Genomic DNA, 16692 nt, shown 5'->3' on the forward strand with positions numbered 1-16692 from the left:
CCGGTCGTGGCCGCCGCGGTGCGCAGAAGCCCGCCGCAGACGCCGAGTCCCCGGCATCCGAGCCCGCCGCAGCCGAGGCGCCGACCGAGTCCGCACCGAAGGACAACGGCCGCAGCGACAACGGCCGCGGCGACAACGGCCGCGGCGACAACGGCCGGAACGGCTCCGCGCGGAACGACAGCACCCAGAACGAGAACGCCCAGAACGGCAACGCCCAGAACGGCAACGGCCAGAACGGCAACGCGCAGAACAACGACGCGTCCTCCGACTCCGCCGACGGCGACGAGCAGGGCGGCCGCGGCCGCAACCGCAACCGCAGCCGCAACCGTGGTCGCGGACAGAACGGCGCCGCGCAGGAGCAGCAGCCGCAGGCCGCCGCCGCCGACGACGACCAGGCCGGCAACAACCGCAACCGTCAGCGCAACAAGCGCCGCAGCGGTGCGCCGACCGACGAGTTCGACACCGAGATCGGCGAGGACGACGTCCTGATCCCGATCGCCGGCATCCTCGACGTCCTCGACAACTACGCGTTCGTCCGCACCACGGGCTACCTCGCCGGTCCCAGCGACGTGTACGTGTCGCTCGGACAGGTGAAGAAGTACAACCTCCGCAAGGGCGACGCGGTCGTCGGTTCGATCAAGCAGCCCCGCGAGGGCGAGCAGCAGGGTCGCCAGAAGTACAACGCCCTGGTCAAGGTCGACTCGATCAACGGTCTGTCGATCGACGACGCGGCCACTCGCGTCGAGTTCGGCAAGCTCACCCCGCTGTACCCCCAGGAGCGTCTGCGCCTGGAGACGGCGCCCGAGAAGCTGACCCAGCGCATCATCGACCTGGTCGCGCCGATCGGCAAGGGCCAGCGCGGTCTCATCGTCGCACCGCCGAAGGCCGGCAAGACCATCGTGCTGCAGCAGATCGCCAACGCGATCGCGCAGAACAACCCCGAGGTGCACCTCATGGTCGTGCTCGTCGACGAGCGCCCCGAAGAGGTCACCGACATGGAGCGCACGGTCAAGGGCGAGGTCATCGCCTCGACCTTCGACCGCCCCGCCGAGGATCACACCACGGTCGCCGAGCTCGCGATCGAGCGTGCCAAGCGCCTGGTCGAGCTGGGCCGCGACGTCGTCGTGCTGCTCGACTCGATCACCCGCCTCGGTCGCGCGTACAATCTCGCCGCCCCGGCATCCGGTCGTGTGCTGACCGGCGGTGTCGACGCCTCGGCGCTGTACCCGCCCAAGCGCTTCTTCGGCGCCGCCCGCAACATCGAGAACGGCGGATCGCTCACGATCCTCGCCACGGCACTCGTCGAGACCGGGTCCAAGATGGACGAGGTCATCTTCGAGGAGTTCAAGGGCACCGGCAACAGCGAGCTGCGCCTGTCGCGTTCGCTCGCCGACAAGCGCATCTTCCCGGCGGTCGACGTGAACGCGTCCAGCACCCGCCGCGAGGAGATGCTGCTCTCGGCCGACGAGGTCAAGATCACCTGGAAGCTGCGTCGCGCCCTCGCGGGCCTCGACCAGCAGCAGGCTCTCGAGGTCGTGCTCGGCAAGCTGAAGGAGACGAACTCCAACGTCGAGTTCCTCGTGCAGATGCAGAAGTCGATCCCCGCGCTCTCCTCGGGCGCGCACGGGCACGACAACAACATCCGCTGAGCGGCCGTTCCGTGTTCGAGTCCGTCCAGACTCTGATCGACGAGCATCGCCGGGTCCAGGAAGAGCTCTCCGACCCGGCGGTGCACGCCGATGCCGGTCGTGCGAAGCGCGTCAACCGCCGTTATGCGGAGCTGTCGCGCATCGTCGCCGCGTACGAGGCGTGGGTCGCTGCGACCGACGACCTCGAGACCGCGCGCGAGTTCGCCCGCGAGGACGAGTCGATCGCGGCCGAGATCCCGGCGATGGAGGAGGAGCTGCAGGCCTCGCAGGAGCGTCTGCGGCGTCTGCTGATCCCGCGCGACCCGGACGATGCGCGCGACGTGATCATGGAGATCAAGGCGGGGGAGGGCGGTGCCGAATCGGCGCTGTTCGCCGCCGACCTGCTGCGCATGTACGTGCAGTACGCCGCGTCGAAGGGATGGAAGACCGAGCTCCTCGAGCGCAACGAATCCGACCTCGGCGGCTACAAGGACGTGCAGGTCGCGATCAAGGGTTCGTCGACCGACCCCGCGCAGGGCGTCTGGGCGCACCTCAAGTACGAGGGCGGCGTGCACCGCGTGCAGCGCGTGCCGGCGACCGAGTCGCAGGGCCGCATCCACACCTCGACGACCGGCGTGCTGGTCTTCCCCGAGGTGGATGAGCCCGAGGAGATCCAGATCGACCAGAACGACCTCAAGATCGACGTGTTCCGATCGTCGGGCCCCGGCGGCCAGTCCGTGAACACCACGGACTCCGCCGTGCGCATCACGCACGTGCCGACGGGGATCGTCGTGTCGATGCAGAACGAGAAGTCGCAGCTGCAGAACCGCGAGGCCGGCATGCGCGTGCTGCGTGCGCGACTGCTCGCGCGGCAGCAGGAGGAGCTGGATGCCGCGGCATCCGACGCGCGCAAGTCGCAGATCCGCGGCATGGACCGCTCCGAGCGCATCCGCACGTACAACTTCCCGGAGAACCGCATCGCGGATCACCGCACCGGGTTCAAGGCCTACAACCTCGATCAGGTGATGGACGGCGCGCTCGACCCGATCATCGAGAGCGCGATCACCGCCGACGAAGAGGCTCGGCTCGCCGCCGTCGGCAACGACTCCTGACCTCGCGACCCGCCGAGCGCTAGGCTCGGCGCGTGATCACATTCCTGTTCCGCGCGCTGATGTACGTCGTCTCTGCGGGCATCGGTCTCATCGTGGCCGATGCGCTCCTCGAGGGCTTCCAGATCCAGTGGGCGAAGTGGTGGGGCTTCGTCATCTGCATCCTGATCTTCGCGATCGTGCAGAGCGTTCTCGCGCCCCTCGTGGGTAAGCTGGCCGACCGGTACGCGCCGGTCCTGATGGGCGGCATCGGCATCATCTCGACGCTGATCGCCCTGGTCATCGTCGTGTTGCTGCCCATCGGCGGCCTGCGCATCGTCGACGCGACGGGGTGGCTGCTCGGCGCGGTCATCGTCTGGCTGATCACCGCGCTCGGCAGCGTGCTGCTGCCGCTGATCTTCCTCCGGCGCTCCGACGGCGCGGAGAAGTCGCGCCGGTGAACCCGTGAGCCCGACTCAGATCGAGTAGTCGGGTGCGGTGAGCAGGGCCCGCGTGTCCTCGCCGATGCTGCGGTGGCGCGGCTTGGCGGGAACGCCGACGAGGATGCTGTCGGCGGGCGCGTCGCGGGTCACCACGGCGTTCGCACCGACCACGGATCCCGCGCCGATCGTCACCGGACCGAGGATCTTCGCGCCCGCACCGACGGCGACGCCGTCACCGAGTGTCGGATGGCGCTTGCCGGAGTCGCGCGTGCGGCCTCCGAGCGTGACGCCGTGATACAGCATCACGTCGTCGCCGATCTCGGCCGTCTCACCGATCACGACTCCCATGCCGTGGTCGATGAAGAAGCGTCGGCCGATCCGCGCACCCGGGTGGATCTCGATGCCCGTCAGCCAGCGGGAGAGCTGAGACCCCGCGCGGGCGAGCAGACGCAGCCGGCGGCGCCAGAGCGCATGCCAGACGCGGTGCGCCCAGATCGCGTGCAGCCCCGGATACAGCAGGGCCACCTCCACACCGCTGCGCGCCGCGGGGTCGCGCAGTCGCGCCGCGGTGATGTCTTCGCGCACGTGCGCCCAGACCGAGACGCTCACTCTTCGCGGAGGTGCTCGTACAGAGCCGTCGAGAGGTAGCGCTCTCCGAACGACGGGATGATCACGACGATGTTCTTGCCGGCGGCCTCGGGGCGCTGGGCGATCTCGAGTGCCGCCCAGATCGCTGCTCCGCTCGACATTCCGACGAGGATGCCGTCCTTGGCCGCGGTGTCGCGGGCGAGGCGGATCGCATCGTCGAACGTGACGTCGATGACCTCGTCGATCACGTCGCGGTCGAGGATCGGGGGCACGAAGTTCGGTCCGATGCCCTGGATCTTGTGCGGACCGGGGTGGCCCTCCGTGAGGATGGGGGAGTCCTTCGGCTCGACGGCGATGATCTTGACTCCGGGGATGCGCTCCTTCAGCACCTGCCCGACACCCGTGATCGTTCCGCCGGTGCCGATGCCCGCGACGAAGTAGTCGACCTTGCCGTCGGTGTCGCGGAGGATCTCCTCCGCGGTGGTCTTGCGGTGGATCGCAGGGTTCGCCTCATTGGCGAACTGCTTCGCCAGCACCGCGCCGGGCGTCTTCGCGGCGATCGCCTCGGACTCGGCGATCGCGAACGTCATGCCCTTCGTCGGATCCGTGAGCACGAGCTCCGCGCCGAACGCCTTGAGCAGCATGCGCCGCTCCTTCGACATGGATGCCGGCATCGTGAGGATCACCTTATAACCGCGGGCGGCACCGACCATCGCGAGGGCGATGCCGGTGTTGCCGCTGGTCGCCTCGACGATCGTCCCGCCGGGCTTCAGCTCTCCGGACGCCTCTGCCGCGTCGACGATGGCGATGCCGAGACGGTCCTTCACGCTCGACGCGGGATTGTAGAACTCGAGCTTCGCGAGCACCGTGGCGTCGACGCCTTCGGCGACCCGGTTCAGGCGGACGAGCGGCGTGTTGCCGAACGCGGTCGTGATGTCGGAATGGATGCCGGGCATGAGGAGCCTTCCTGGGAGCGGGTCGCTGCCGCACCAGCCTAGGCGAGGCGCCTATGGGCGACGGCAATGTGACGGGTCACCGGCACTCTACGCTGGAAGCCATGCCCGACACCTCCCTCGCCGCCGTCGTGCGCGCCGCAGCCCAGCGCCTCGCCGACGTCGGAGTGCCCGATCCGCTGGTCGACGCCGAACTGCTCGCCGGTCATGTGCTCGGTCGGCGCCGGGGCGAGGTGCAGGCGGCGATCGTGCGGGGCGACGGGATCAGCTCCGACGACGCTGCCGAGTTCGACGCCCTGGTGACCCGGCGCAGCGGCCGCGAGCCGCTGCAGCACATCACCGGCACCGCGCCGTTCCGGCATCTCGAGCTCGCGGTCGGTCCCGGCGTCTTCGTGCCGCGTCCGGAGACGGAGACGGTGGCGCAGTACGCGATCGACGCGCTGTCGAACGCGCCGGAGCCCGCGCCGATCGGGGTGGATCTCGGCACCGGGAGCGGTGCGATCGCGCTGGCGATGGCGACCGAGGTCCCGCATGCCCGCATCTTCGCCGCGGAGCTGTCGCCCGATGCCCATGCCTGGGCGAGCCGCAACGTCGCGGGAGTGGAGAACCTCACCCTCGTGCTCGCGGACCTCGGCGAGGCGTTCCCGGAACTCGACGGCACGGCATCCGTCGTCATCTCGAATCCGCCGTACGTGCCGGACGCGGCGATCCCGCGCGACCCGGAGGTGCGGATGTTCGACCCGTCGATGGCGCTGTACGGGGGAGAGGACGGGCTCGACGTGGTCCGCGTGCTGAGCTCACGCGCGCTCGCGCTGCTCCGACCGGGCGGCCTGCTGGTGATCGAGCACGGCGAGCTGCAGGGCGCATCCATCAGGGAGCTGCTCACGGCGGACGGCTGGCGCGCGGCCGCGACCCACCGCGACCTGACGCTGCGCGACCGCACGACCACCGCCCTCCGACCGTGATCAGCTGACGTCGAGCATCTGCCGCAGTCGGCCTGGATAGAATCGAACCGTCATGTCAACCATCTTCGACTGCCGCGACGAGGCGCAGCTGCTCGCCGGGATGCGCAATGCGCGTCAGGCCATCGGCCGCGGCGAACTCATCGTCATGCCCACCGACACCGTCTACGGTGTCGCCGCCGACGCCTTCTCACCGACGGCCGTGCAGCGACTGCTCGATGCCAAGGGCCGCGGTCGCGACCAGCCGCCGCCCGTGCTGATCGGCTCGAAGGACACGCTCGCCGCTCTCGCCGAGTCGGTGCCGGAGCCCGTGCAGCGACTCGTCGACGCGTTCTGGCCGGGCGGCCTCACGATCGTGCTGCCCGCGCAGCCATCGCTGGTGTGGGATCTGGGCGAGACGCTGGGGACCGTCGCCGTGCGGATGCCGGAGGGGCACGTCGCCCTCGAGCTGCTCGCCGAGACGGGACCGCTCGCCGTGTCGAGTGCGAACCTCACCGGACGGGATGCCGCGATCTCGGCTCTCGACGCGGAGAAGATGCTCGGCGACAGCGTGGCGGTGTACCTCGCCGACGGCATGAGCAAGAACGGCATCGCGTCGACCATCGTCGACGCCACCTCACTCGTCCGGCGCGGCGACGAAGAGCCCGGTCTCGTGCGCATCCTGCGCTACGGCGTCGTCACCCGCGAGCAGCTGCACGAGGTGCTCGGCGACCTGCTCGAACCCGACGACACGCAGGAGCCGAACGAGGAGCACGCGCACGAGGATCACCCGGAGGAGCAGGACGGGAATCCGTGAAGCAGTATCTGTTCACGATCGTCCTCACCGCCGTCGTCACCTTCGGGCTGACGTGGGCGGTCTGGCGTCTGAGCCTGCGCTTCAAGCTCTACCCCGGCATCCGCGACCGGGATGTGCACACGACACCGACGCCGCGGCTCGGTGGAGTCGCGATCTTCCTCGGCATCGCCGCCGCCTTCGCCTTCTCCGCGGCGAACCCCTTCTTCCAGAGCATCTGGATCCCGCCGATCACGATGTGGTCGATCCTCGGAGCCTCCTTCCTGATCGCAGTGATCGGCGTGGTCGACGACCTCTGGGACCTGGACTGGATGATCAAGCTCGGCGCCCAGTTCCTCGCCGCGGGCATCATCACGGTGGGAGGCGGACTGCAGATCCTGTCGCTGCCGTTCGGCGATCTGATCGTGTTCTCGAGCTGGGTCAGCATCACGATGACGATGTTCGCGATCGTGATCGTCATGAATGCCGTGAACTTCATCGACGGACTCGACGGTCTCGTCGCCGGCGTCTGCCTCATCTCCAACGGCGTCTTCTTCGCCTATTCGTACATCTTCACGCGCGACTCCGGCGCGTCCAGCTACTTCAACCTCTCGACGTTCATCGCCGCGGTCCTGATCGGGGCGTGCCTCGGCTTCCTGCCGCTGAACTGGAGCCCCGCGAAGCTCTTCATGGGCGACTCGGGGGCGCTCGTCCTCGGACTCCTGATGTCGACCTCCGCGATCGCGCTCACCGGGCAGATGGACCCGTCCGCCCTGGACCCCGAGCGCCTCGGACGCTCGCAGCTGCTCGGTGCCTTCATCCCGATCCTGCTGCCGCTGCTCGTCGTCCTGCTGCCACTGCTCGATTTCGGGCTGGCCGTGCTGCGCCGCATGAACGCCGGCAAGTCGCCGTTCTCGCCTGATCGCAAGCACCTGCATCACCGGATGCTCGACCTCGGGCACCGCGACCGCGATGCGGTGCTCATCTTCTACGCATGGACGGCCGTGATCTCGCTCGCCGTGCTGCTCATGTACGTCGGCGCACGCGAGGACTGGCCCGGCCAGTACCTGCCCGGCGTCGGCTTCGGCATCGTGGGCATCGCCGCCTGCCTCGTCATCACCCTCAGTCCTACCCGCCGCAGAAAACGCCCGGCAGCGGTTGCACCCGATCCGACACCCGTGGAGTCCTGATGAGCCCCAGCCCCGTTTCCAGCACCCCGATCCTGCGACGCACCCTCATCTGGTCGGCGGTGGCCACCGCGGTGCTCGCGATCGTCGCCGGCGGGGTCGGATTCCTCGTCGCGCAGGGGGAGGGGCTCGTGAGCGGTCTGCTCGGCGTGCTCCTCGCCGCCCTCTTCCTGGCGATCACCGGCATCAGCATCCTCGTCGCGAACCGCTGGTACGGCGATCCGATCTACGTGCAGCTCTTCTTCGCGATCGTGCTCGGAGGCTGGCTGCTGAAGCTCGGCCTGTTCGTCGTGGTGATGATCCTGCTCGGGGGCCAGCCGTGGCTGGAGCCGATGGTCTTCTTCCTGTCGATCGTCGCCGGCGTCATCATGTCGCTCATCATCGACGTGCTGGTGCTCACGCGCATGCGGCTTCCGAACGTGAGCGACACGACGCTCCCGACCGAGGTGCCGGAGGATGTGGCCCCCGGCTCGCAGAATCGGCCGGATGCGGGCTCCGCCGAGGCAGGCCCCCGGTCTTAGGGCATCCTCAGATTCTGATAGTGTTGAGGAGTGCCCGCCGCTCGCCCGCGAGCGCTTGCGCTGATAGCACACCGACCATCGTCGCCCCGGTTTAGACCGGTGCCCCGAAGCTGGAGCCCGCGCTGTTTAATCTTGCTGCGACCCTGATCCCTCGACTCGCCACTGACGGCGAGTTCCACGGCCCGTCGATCGATGAGTTCTTCCCGGAGATCCTCTTCAATGCGTTCGGTGTCATCCCGGTGCACCGCATCCATCTGGTGCAGTTCCTCTCCGTCATCGCCGTCGTCCTGATCCTCTGGCTCGGCACGCGTCGCATGAAGGTCGTGCCGGGCCGCTTCCAGAGCCTGGTCGAGATGGGTCTCGGTCTCGTCCGCGGCAACATCGCGCACGACCTGCTCGGACGCAAGGACGGCGACCGCTTCCTGCCGATCCTCACGACGATCTTCTTCATGGTGCTGTTCATGAACATCACCGGCATCATCCCGTTCCTGAACATCGCCGGAACCAGCATCATCGCGGTTCCCCTCGTGCTCGCGCTCGTCAGCTATGTCACGTTCATCTACGCCGGTATCAAGAAGAGCCCGAAGAACTTCTTCAAGAACGCGCTGTTCCCGGCGGGAGTGCCGTGGCCGGTGTACATCATCGTCACCCCGATCGAGCTCCTCTCGACCTTCATCATCCGCCCGGTGACACTCACCCTGCGACTGCTGATGAACATGGTCGTCGGTCATATGATCCTGGTCCTCTGCTTCGCGGCGACCCAGTTCTTCTTCTTCACCGTCGGTGGCGGCTGGGCCGCCCTCGGCGTCGGAACCCTCGCCTTCGGCGGCGCCTTCACGATCTTCGAGATCCTGGTGGCCGTCCTGCAGGCCTACGTCTTCACCGTCCTCACCGCGGTCTACATCCAGCTCGCGGTCGCAGAAGAGCACTGAGCAACAGACTCTGAGCGGGCGGGCATCAGCCCTCCCACCCAACGAAAGGAAAAACCCGTGGACGCAACTACGGTTCTCGCTGAAATCAACGGTCACATCGGTGCGGTCGGCTACGGCCTCGCAGCCATCGGCCCGGCCATCGGCGTGGGTATCGTCGTCGGCAAGACCATCGAGGGCGTCGCCCGTCAGCCCGAGCTGGCCGGTCGCCTTCAGGTCCTCATGTGGATCGGTATCGCCTTCACCGAGGCGCTTGCGTTCGTCGGCATCGCCGTCGCATTCATCCCGTTCCCCGCGTAATATCTACCGACTTCTGAAGGAGACAGGATGCTGAATGCTCTTGTCACGAACCTCGCAGCAGAGGGCGAGGCGGCTCACAACCCGCTGATCCCCGCGTGGTACGACATCATCTGGTCGGGCGTGTGGTTCGTCATCATCCTCCTCGTCGTGTGGTTGGTCGCCCTGCCCCGACTGAAGAAGATGCTCGACGAGCGTTCGGCTGCCATCGAAGGCAACATGGCGAAGGCTGACGAGGCGCAGAAGAAGGCCGAAGCAGCTCTCGAGGAGTACACCCGCCAGCTGGCGGAGGCTCGCACCGAGGCCGGTGAGATCCGTGAGGCCGCCCGCGAGGACGGCAAGAAGATCGTCGCCGAGGCGAAGGATGCTGCGAGCAGCGAGGCTGCGCGCATCACCGCGACCGCGCACACGCAGATCGAGGCCGAGCGTCAGACCGCTCTCGTCTCGCTGCGCAGCGAGGTGGGCTCCCTGGCCCTCGACCTCGCCGGCGGTGTGGTCGGAGAGACCCTCTCCGACGACGCACGTGCCACGGCAGTCGTCGATCGCTTCCTCGCCGACCTCGAGGCATCCGAGAAGGCGGCTCAGTAATGGGCAGCGCGACCACTCAGGCACTCGCGGCATCCATCGAGACGCTTGCCGCAGCGAAGGGCGTCACTCTCGACACCGCACGGGAGCTCTTCGCTGCCGGGCGCGCCGTGAGCGAGTCGTCCCAGCTGAGCGGCGCGCTTGCCGACCCCTCGGCTCCGGCCGACGCGCGACAGAACGTCGTCGCAGCCGTTTTCGGCGGGTTCTCCGCAGACGCTCAGAGCGTTCTGAAGACCGTCGTCTCCGAGCGCTGGTCGAACGCGGACCAGCTGGTGGACGGCATCGAGGAGCTCGCGATCCGCGCTGCAGCGATCGCAGAACCCGGCGCCGACATCGAGGCGGAGCTCTTCAGCTTCTCCCGGGTCATCGCCGCGAACGCCGAGCTGGAACTCGCCCTGGGCAGCCGCCTCGGGGGAGCGGACGCCAAGGTCGCACTCGTCGAGCGCCTGCTCGCCGACGGCGGCTCCAGCGCTCCGGTCACGCTGATCGTCTCCTCGCTCGTGCGCCAGCCGCGCGAGCGGCGTGTGCGCCAGCTGCTCAGCCGCGCCACGCGCATCGTCTCGAGCCAGCACGGTCGAGTCGTGGCCACGGTCCACACCGCGTCCGCGCTCAACGACGCGCAGCGCACCCGTCTCAGCGACGCGCTCTCGCAGCGCTACGACGGCAAGGTCACGCTCAACGTCGTCATCGACCCTGCCGTCCTCGGAGGCCTGCGCGTGCAGATCGCCGATGACGTCATCGACGGCAGCATCTCCGCTCGACTCGCAGATCTTCGCCAGAAGCTCGCGGGCTAACACGACTTCGCGCGGGGAACCGCGCACCCAGATACAAAGGGAAGACAATGGCAGAACTATCGATCAGCCCCGACGTCATCCGTGACGCGCTGAAGGACTTCGCCGCCGCCTACGAGCCCACCGGGGCCGCGGCGACCGAGGTCGGCACCGTCATCGACGCCGCGGATGGTATCGCGCATGTCGAGGGCCTGCCCGGCGTCATGGCGAACGAGCTCGTGACCTTCGCAGACGGCACCAAGGGTCTCGCGCTGAACCTCGACGAGCACCAGATCGGTGTGGTCGTCCTCGGCGAGTTCACCGGCGTCGAAGCCGGCCAGGAGGTCACCCGCACCGGCGAGGTCCTCTCGGTCCCCGTCGGCGACGGCTACCTCGGCCGCGTCGTCGACCCGCTCGGCAACCCGATCGACGGCCTCGGCTCGATCGCCACCGAGGCGGTCCGCGAGCTCGAGCTGCAGGCGCCCGGCGTCATGCAGCGCAAGTCGGTCCACGAGCCGATGCAGACCGGCATCAAGGCCATCGACGCGATGATCCCCGTCGGCCGCGGTCAGCGTCAGCTGATCATCGGCGACCGCCAGACCGGCAAGACGGCCATCGCGATCGACACGATCATCAACCAGAAGGCCAACTGGGAGTCCGGCGACGTCAACAAGCAGGTGCGCTGCATCTACGTCGCCATCGGCCAGAAGGGTTCGACCATCGCCTCGGTGAAGGGCGCGCTCGAAGAGGCCGGCGCTCTGGAGTACACCACGATCGTGGCCGCTCCGGCATCAGACCCCGCCGGCTTCAAGTACCTCGCTCCCTACACGGGTTCCGCGATCGGTCAGCACTGGATGTACGGCGGCAAGCACGTCCTCATCATCTTCGACGACCTGTCGAAGCAGGCCGAGGCCTACCGCGCCGTCTCGCTCCTCCTGCGTCGTCCGCCGGGCCGCGAGGCCTACCCGGGTGACGTCTTCTACCTGCACTCCCGTCTGCTGGAGCGCTGCGCGAAGCTCTCTGACGAGCTCGGCGCGGGATCGATGACGGGTCTCCCGATCATCGAGACGAAGGCGAACGACGTCTCGGCGTACATCCCGACCAACGTGATCTCGATCACCGACGGTCAGATCTTCCTCCAGTCCGACCTCTTCAACGCCAACCAGCGTCCGGCGGTCGACGTGGGTATCTCCGTCTCGCGAGTCGGTGGTGACGCGCAGGTGAAGTCGATCAAGAAGGTCTCCGGCACGTTGAAGCTGGAGCTGGCGCAGTACCGCTCGCTCGAGGCGTTCGCGATGTTCGCGTCCGACCTCGACCAGGCATCGCGTCGTCAGCTCTCCCGCGGTGCGCGTCTCACCGAGCTGCTCAAGCAGCCGCAGTACTCGCCGTACCCCGTCGAGGAGCAGGTCGTCTCGATCTGGGCCGGAACGAAGGGCAAGCTCGACACGATCGAGGTCTCCGATGTGCTCCGCTTCGAGCGCGAGCTCCTGGACTACCTGCGTCGTAACACCAAGGTCCTCGAGACCCTGCGCGAGACCAACGTCCTCGATGACGACACGGTCGCAGAGCTCGAGAAGCACACCGATGCCTTCGTCCTGGAGTTCCAGGGTGGCAAGGGAGCCGGCATCGGCGCCCCGGGCCGCGAAGAGCACGAGGCGGCCGAGGCGGAAGACGTCAACCAGGAGAAGATCGTCAAGGGTCGTCGCGCGTAACCGCGTGAGGTACTGAATTCATGGGCGCTCAACTCAGGGTCTACAAGCAGAAGATCTCTTCTGCTCAGACGACCAAGAAGATCACGAAGGCGATGGAACTCATCGCGGCTTCGCGCATCCAGAAGGCGATGGCACGCGTCAAGGCGTCCAGCCCCTTCGCGCGGGCCGTGACGAGGGCCGTCTCTGCCGTCGCGACGCACTCGAACGTCGACCACCCGCTCACCCGCGAGCCCGAGACGATCCGCCGCTCCGCGGTCGTGATCTTCTCGTCGGACCGCGGTCTGGCCGGAGCCTTCAACTCGCAGATCCTCCGCGAGGGTCTCGAGGTGGCGGAGCTCCTGCGCGGGCAGGGCAAGGAGCCGGTGTTCTACCTCGTCGGCCGCAAGGCCGTCGGCTACTTCCAGTTCCGTCGCATCGCGGCGGCCGCGGAGTGGACCGGCGACACCGACACCCCGTCGTTCCACACCGCGGAAGAGATCTCGCAGCAGCTGCTCGAGGACTTCAACCGCGGCGCGGATGAAGGCGGAGTCGACGAGATCCACCTCGTGTACAACCGTTTCGTCAGCATGATGACGCAGTCGCCGGAGTCCGTGCGCCTGCTTCCGCTGGAGATCTCGGAAGCCGACGAGTCGGAGGCGGGCAACACCGTCTACCCGCTCTACGAGTTCGAGCCGGATGCCGAGACCGTGCTGGACGCGATCCTGCCGGTGTACATCCAGAGCCGCGTCTTCAACGCTCTCCTGCAGTCGTCCGCCGCCAAGCAGGCCGCGACGCAGAAGGCGATGAAGTCCGCCAGCGACAACGCCGACAAGCTCATCACCGACTACACCCGTCTGCGCAACAACGCGCGTCAGGCGGAGATCACGCAGCAGATCGCAGAGATCGTCGGCGGCGCCGACGCCCTCTCGTCGAGCAAATAGACCATCAGGAAAGAGACGAAAATGACCCTCACCGCCCCGGCTGACCAGCCGGCGACCGCGGTCGTCGGGCGCGTCGCACGCGTCAACGGTCCGGTTGTCGACATCGAGTTCCCGCACGACTCGATCCCCGACATCTACAACGCACTGAAGACCACGATCGTGATCGGCGACTCCTCCGTCGAGATCACGCTCGAGGTCGCTCAGCACCTCGGCGACGACCTCGTCCGCGCCATCGCCCTGAAGCCGACCGACGGCATCGTCCGCGGCCAGGAGGTGCGCGACACCGGTGAGGCCATCTCGGTTCCCGTCGGCGACGTCACCAAGGGCAAGGTCTTCAACGTGATCGGCGAGGTCCTCAACCTCGAGCCCGGCGAGACCATCGAGGTCACCGAGCGCTGGCCGATCCACCGCAAGGCGCCGAACTTCGACCAGCTCGAGTCGAAGACGACCATGTTCGAGACCGGCATCAAGTCGATCGACCTCCTGACCCCCTACGTGCTGGGTGGAAAGATCGGTCTGTTCGGTGGAGCCGGTGTCGGAAAGACCGTGCTCATCCAGGAGATGATCCAGCGCGTCGCGCAGGACCACGGTGGTGTGTCGGTGTTCGCCGGTGTCGGTGAGCGCACCCGTGAGGGCAACGACCTGATCCACGAGATGGAAGAGGCGGGTGTCTTCGACAAGACGGCCCTCGTCTTCGGCCAGATGGACGAGCCGCCGGGAACGCGTCTGCGCGTCGCCCTCTCGGCTCTGACGATGGCGGAGTACTTCCGTGACGTGCAGAAGCAGGACGTGCTGCTCTTCATCGACAACATCTTCCGCTTCACGCAGGCAGGTTCCGAGGTCTCGACGCTTCTCGGTCGCATGCCGTCCGCGGTGGGCTACCAGCCGAACCTCGCCGACGAGATGGGTGTGCTCCAGGAGCGCATCACCTCGACGCGTGGTCACTCGATCACCTCGCTGCAGGCGATCTACGTGCCGGCCGATGACTACACCGACCCGGCTCCGGCGACCACCTTCGCCCACCTCGACGCCACGACCGAGCTCTCTCGTGAGATCGCGTCGAAGGGTCTGTACCCGGCCATCGACCCGCTGACCTCGACGTCGCGGATCATGGACCCCCGGTACTTGGGCGAGGACCACTACCGCGTCGCGACCACCGTCAAGCAGATCCTCCAGAAGAACAAGGAACTGCAGGAGATCATCGCGATCCTCGGTGTCGACGAGCTCTCCGAGGAAGACAAGATCGTCGTGTCGCGTGCACGCCGCATCCAGCAGTTCCTCTCGCAGAACACCTACATGGCCAAGAAGTTCACGGGTGTCGAGGGTTCGACCGTCCCGCTCAAGGAGACCATCGAGTCGTTCGATGCGATCACCCGCGGTGACTTCGACCACGTCGCTGAGCAGGCCTTCTTCAACGTCGGCGGCATCTCCGACGTCGAAGAGCAGTGGGCGCGCATCCAGAAGGAGAACGGCTGACCATGGCGCTCAACGTCAGCCTCGTCTCCGCCGACGCGGAGGTCTGGACGGGAGAGGCGAGCCTCGTGGTCGCCAAGACCGTCGAGGGCGAGATCGGCTTCATGACCGGTCACGAGCCGGTGCTCGCCATCCTCGCCGAGGGTGAGGTGCGGATCACGCAGCTGGACGGCACGAAGGTGCTGGCCAACGCGCAGGATGGGTTCCTCTCGATGGAGGGCGACACCCTGACGATCGTCGCCGGCAACGCGGCTCTCATCGCCTAGCAGTTCTGTTCCACGCGTCCGCCCCGGACCGTCCGTCGCTCCTCACCGAGCGCGGGCGGTCCGGGGCGGTCGCGTCTTCCCCCGAGGTCCCATGAAGATCCTGCTTCCTCCCTCCGAGACCAAACGGCCCGGTGGAAACGGTGCTCCGCTGGAACTCGCGTCTTTGGCGCTGCCCGGCCTGCAGGCGCATCGTTCCGCGACCGTCGACGCCCTCGTCGACCTCGCCGCCGATGAGGCGACCGCGCGGCGCGTCCTGAAGCTCAGCGAGCGTCAGGCGGGCGACATCGCGCACAACCGGATGCTGCGCACGGCACCGACCATGCCGGCGATCGACCGCTACACCGGCGTGCTCTTCGATGCGCTCGACGCCGCCAGCCTGTCGAAGGCGTCCCGCCGCTGGCTGGGGGAGCACGTGTGGATCCACAGCGCACCCCTCGGACCCGTCGGCGCCCTGGACGGGCTTCCGGCGTACCGGCTCTCGGCGGGCACGTCCGTGCCCGGCCTGCCCGCTCTGCGTCGCCACTGGGCGGAGGCGACATCGTCGGCCATCGCGGAGTCGGAGCCGCCGTTCGTGCTCGACCTGCGGAGCGAGGCGTATGTGGCGCTCGGACCCGTCCCGGCATCCGTCCCCTCCTCGTACGTCCGCGTGGTGACGGAGCACGGTCGGGCGCTCAACCACTTCAACAAGAAGTCCAAGGGGCTGCTGGTGCGGGCGCTGGCGGAGGATCGCCCCCGTATCGCGTCGGTGCGGGCTCTGCACCGCTGGGCGACCGCGCGGGACATCGTCCTTCGTGACACCGAGGAACCCGGAGTTCTGGAGCTCGTCGTCGCCGAATGACGCTCCGTGTCGCGCGATATATCTCTCCCGCGTGGTTCGTTGCCCGCCCCCATGCGCACCGCTACCATGTCCAATGCGAGGCGGTCGCTTCGTTGCGGGGGGCGAAAGCCGTCTCCCGAGACCAAAGAATGTGAGTCTCATGGATTACGACGACTACGGAGCAGGCTACGTCGGCCTGCTTCTCGCATATTCTTTCGTGATCTTCCTGATCGCGATCGCCGGCTACGTGCTGGGCTCTCTCTTCTACATGAAGATCTTCGAGAAGGCCGGTGTGCAGGGCAAGTGGCGTGCCTGGGTGCCCGTGTACAACGTGATGATCTTCTTCAAGCTCGGTGACCTCAGCCCGTGGCTCGTGCTCTACGGCATCGGCGGCGCTGCGCTCCTCAGCTGGATCGGTATCGGCTTCATCTTCTCGATCGCCCTCGGCGTGCTCTCCGCGATCGCCGCCTGGCGGGTCGGACTCAAGCTCCAGAAGGATGCCGTCTGGGTCGTGCTCTACGTGCTCCTGAGCATCGTGTGGCTCGGCATCAACGCGTTCGACAAGTCGCGCTGGAACCCGAACATCCAGCCCGCCTCGTGGGCCGGCAACGGATTCCTCGCCGACCGCACCGTGTGGGACGGCATCCCCGTGCAGCCGTCGGCCGCCGCGCCGCAGCAGGGCTACGGGGCAGCTCCCCAGGGATACGCGCCGCCGGCACAGCCCGGATACGCCCCGCCGGCACAGCCTGGTTACACGCCGCCCGCGCAGCCGGGTTACGCG

Annotated in this window: 19 protein-coding genes; 17 read left to right on the forward strand and 2 right to left on the reverse strand. The window is 67.6% G+C overall.

Annotation, left to right across the window (positions count from 1 at the left end):
* The 3 genes from rho to DW306_RS07590 form a co-directional block, all read left to right on the forward strand.
* The coding region (gene rho, locus DW306_RS07580) for a transcription termination factor Rho (protein ID WP_205814117.1) at positions 1-1649 on the forward strand (1649 nt) is incomplete at its 5' end.
* An 11-nt stretch (positions 1650-1660) separates the two neighbouring features.
* Positions 1661-2740 carry a peptide chain release factor 1 gene (prfA, locus tag DW306_RS07585; RefSeq protein ID WP_136055008.1) on the forward strand — a complete coding sequence of 360 codons (1080 nt, stop codon included), beginning with the start codon at positions 1661-1663 and terminating at the stop codon, positions 2738-2740.
* A 32-nt stretch (positions 2741-2772) separates the two neighbouring features.
* A complete protein-coding gene (locus DW306_RS07590) occupies positions 2773-3177 on the forward strand; it encodes a phage holin family protein (protein ID WP_136055009.1) in 405 nt (134 codons plus the stop codon).
* A gap of 15 nt (positions 3178-3192) precedes the next feature.
* On the opposite strand, the gene epsC is transcribed toward DW306_RS07590, so the two are convergent.
* Positions 3193-3768 carry a serine O-acetyltransferase EpsC gene (epsC, locus tag DW306_RS07595; RefSeq protein ID WP_136055010.1) on the reverse strand — a complete coding sequence of 192 codons (576 nt, stop codon included), beginning with the start codon at positions 3766-3768 and terminating at the stop codon, positions 3193-3195.
* On the reverse strand, positions 3765-4703 hold the full coding sequence (gene cysK, locus DW306_RS07600) for a cysteine synthase A (RefSeq protein ID WP_136055011.1): 939 nt from the start codon (positions 4701-4703) through the stop codon (positions 3765-3767). The genes epsC and cysK overlap by 4 nt, the downstream gene beginning before the upstream one ends.
* Before the next feature lie 101 nt (positions 4704-4804).
* Here cysK and prmC point away from each other — a divergent pair, with 101 nt between their 5' ends.
* From prmC to DW306_RS07670, 14 genes are all read left to right on the forward strand, one after another.
* Complete coding sequence (prmC, locus tag DW306_RS07605; protein WP_136055012.1) at positions 4805-5665, forward strand: peptide chain release factor N(5)-glutamine methyltransferase; 861 nt, start codon at positions 4805-4807, stop codon at positions 5663-5665.
* A 52-nt stretch (positions 5666-5717) separates the two neighbouring features.
* Positions 5718-6458: an L-threonylcarbamoyladenylate synthase gene (locus DW306_RS07610; protein WP_136055013.1), complete on the forward strand. Its 741-nt coding sequence runs from the start codon at positions 5718-5720 to the stop codon at positions 6456-6458.
* Positions 6455-7624: an MraY family glycosyltransferase gene (locus DW306_RS07615; protein WP_136055014.1), complete on the forward strand. Its 1170-nt coding sequence runs from the start codon at positions 6455-6457 to the stop codon at positions 7622-7624. Before DW306_RS07610 ends, DW306_RS07615 begins: the two co-directional genes overlap by 4 nt.
* A complete protein-coding gene (locus DW306_RS07620; protein ID WP_136055015.1) occupies positions 7624-8142 on the forward strand; it encodes a hypothetical protein in 519 nt (172 codons plus the stop codon). Before DW306_RS07615 ends, DW306_RS07620 begins: the two co-directional genes overlap by 1 nt.
* A gap of 143 nt (positions 8143-8285) precedes the next feature.
* Positions 8286-9074, forward strand: a complete 789-nt coding sequence (gene atpB, locus DW306_RS07625; protein WP_240747109.1) for a F0F1 ATP synthase subunit A — start codon at positions 8286-8288, stop codon at positions 9072-9074.
* A 57-nt stretch (positions 9075-9131) separates the two neighbouring features.
* Entirely contained in the window at positions 9132-9371 is a 240-nt protein-coding gene (atpE, locus tag DW306_RS07630; protein WP_045265023.1) for an ATP synthase F0 subunit C, read from the forward strand.
* Positions 9372-9398: 27 nt separating this feature from the next.
* Positions 9399-9956, forward strand: a complete 558-nt coding sequence (locus DW306_RS07635; RefSeq protein WP_136055017.1) for a F0F1 ATP synthase subunit B — start codon at positions 9399-9401, stop codon at positions 9954-9956.
* On the forward strand, positions 9956-10747 hold the full coding sequence (locus DW306_RS07640; protein WP_136055018.1) for a F0F1 ATP synthase subunit delta: 792 nt from the start codon (positions 9956-9958) through the stop codon (positions 10745-10747). Before DW306_RS07635 ends, DW306_RS07640 begins: the two co-directional genes overlap by 1 nt.
* A 47-nt stretch (positions 10748-10794) precedes the next feature.
* The gene (atpA, locus tag DW306_RS07645; protein WP_136055019.1) at positions 10795-12435 is read left to right on the forward strand and encodes a F0F1 ATP synthase subunit alpha; all 1641 of its coding nucleotides are present in this window, start codon (positions 10795-10797) and stop codon (positions 12433-12435) included.
* 20 nt (positions 12436-12455) lie between these two features.
* Positions 12456-13355 carry a F0F1 ATP synthase subunit gamma gene (locus DW306_RS07650; protein ID WP_136055020.1) on the forward strand — a complete coding sequence of 300 codons (900 nt, stop codon included), beginning with the start codon at positions 12456-12458 and terminating at the stop codon, positions 13353-13355.
* Between the two features lie 21 nt (positions 13356-13376).
* The gene (gene atpD, locus DW306_RS07655) at positions 13377-14831 is read left to right on the forward strand and encodes a F0F1 ATP synthase subunit beta (RefSeq protein ID WP_136055021.1); all 1455 of its coding nucleotides are present in this window, start codon (positions 13377-13379) and stop codon (positions 14829-14831) included.
* A gap of 2 nt (positions 14832-14833) precedes the next feature.
* Positions 14834-15094, forward strand: a complete 261-nt coding sequence (locus DW306_RS07660) for a F0F1 ATP synthase subunit epsilon (protein WP_136055022.1) — start codon at positions 14834-14836, stop codon at positions 15092-15094.
* Between the two features lie 91 nt (positions 15095-15185).
* Positions 15186-15932: a peroxide stress protein YaaA gene (yaaA, locus tag DW306_RS07665; protein ID WP_136055023.1), complete on the forward strand. Its 747-nt coding sequence runs from the start codon at positions 15186-15188 to the stop codon at positions 15930-15932.
* A 139-nt stretch (positions 15933-16071) separates the two neighbouring features.
* Positions 16072-16692: hypothetical protein (locus DW306_RS07670; RefSeq protein ID WP_136055024.1), on the forward strand; the 621-nt coding region annotated here is incomplete at its 3' end.

Origin of the sequence: Microbacterium sp. K24 (genome assembly GCF_004794465.1) — a bacterium.
GTDB lineage: Bacteria > Actinomycetota > Actinomycetes > Actinomycetales > Microbacteriaceae > Microbacterium.

Excerpts from the sequence above, each read along its gene's own strand:
- atpD (WP_136055021.1), top strand. The coding sequence starts at position 13,377 with ATGACCCTCACCGCCCCGGCTGACCAGCCGGCGACCGCGGTCGTCGGG.
- DW306_RS07610 (WP_136055013.1), top strand. The coding sequence starts at position 5,718 with ATGTCAACCATCTTCGACTGCCGCGACGAGGCGCAGCTGCTCGCCGGG.
- atpA (WP_136055019.1), top strand. The coding sequence starts at position 10,795 with ATGGCAGAACTATCGATCAGCCCCGACGTCATCCGTGACGCGCTGAAG.
- DW306_RS07650 (WP_136055020.1), top strand. The coding sequence starts at position 12,456 with ATGGGCGCTCAACTCAGGGTCTACAAGCAGAAGATCTCTTCTGCTCAG.
- yaaA (WP_136055023.1), top strand. The coding sequence starts at position 15,186 with ATGAAGATCCTGCTTCCTCCCTCCGAGACCAAACGGCCCGGTGGAAAC.
- DW306_RS07620 (WP_136055015.1), top strand. The coding sequence starts at position 7,624 with ATGAGCCCCAGCCCCGTTTCCAGCACCCCGATCCTGCGACGCACCCTC.
- cysK (WP_136055011.1), bottom strand. The coding sequence starts at position 4,703 with ATGCCCGGCATCCATTCCGACATCACGACCGCGTTCGGCAACACGCCG.
- DW306_RS07660 (WP_136055022.1), top strand. The coding sequence starts at position 14,834 with ATGGCGCTCAACGTCAGCCTCGTCTCCGCCGACGCGGAGGTCTGGACG.
- DW306_RS07635 (WP_136055017.1), top strand. The coding sequence starts at position 9,399 with ATGCTGAATGCTCTTGTCACGAACCTCGCAGCAGAGGGCGAGGCGGCT.
- prmC (WP_136055012.1), top strand. The coding sequence starts at position 4,805 with ATGCCCGACACCTCCCTCGCCGCCGTCGTGCGCGCCGCAGCCCAGCGC.
- DW306_RS07640 (WP_136055018.1), top strand. The coding sequence starts at position 9,956 with ATGGGCAGCGCGACCACTCAGGCACTCGCGGCATCCATCGAGACGCTT.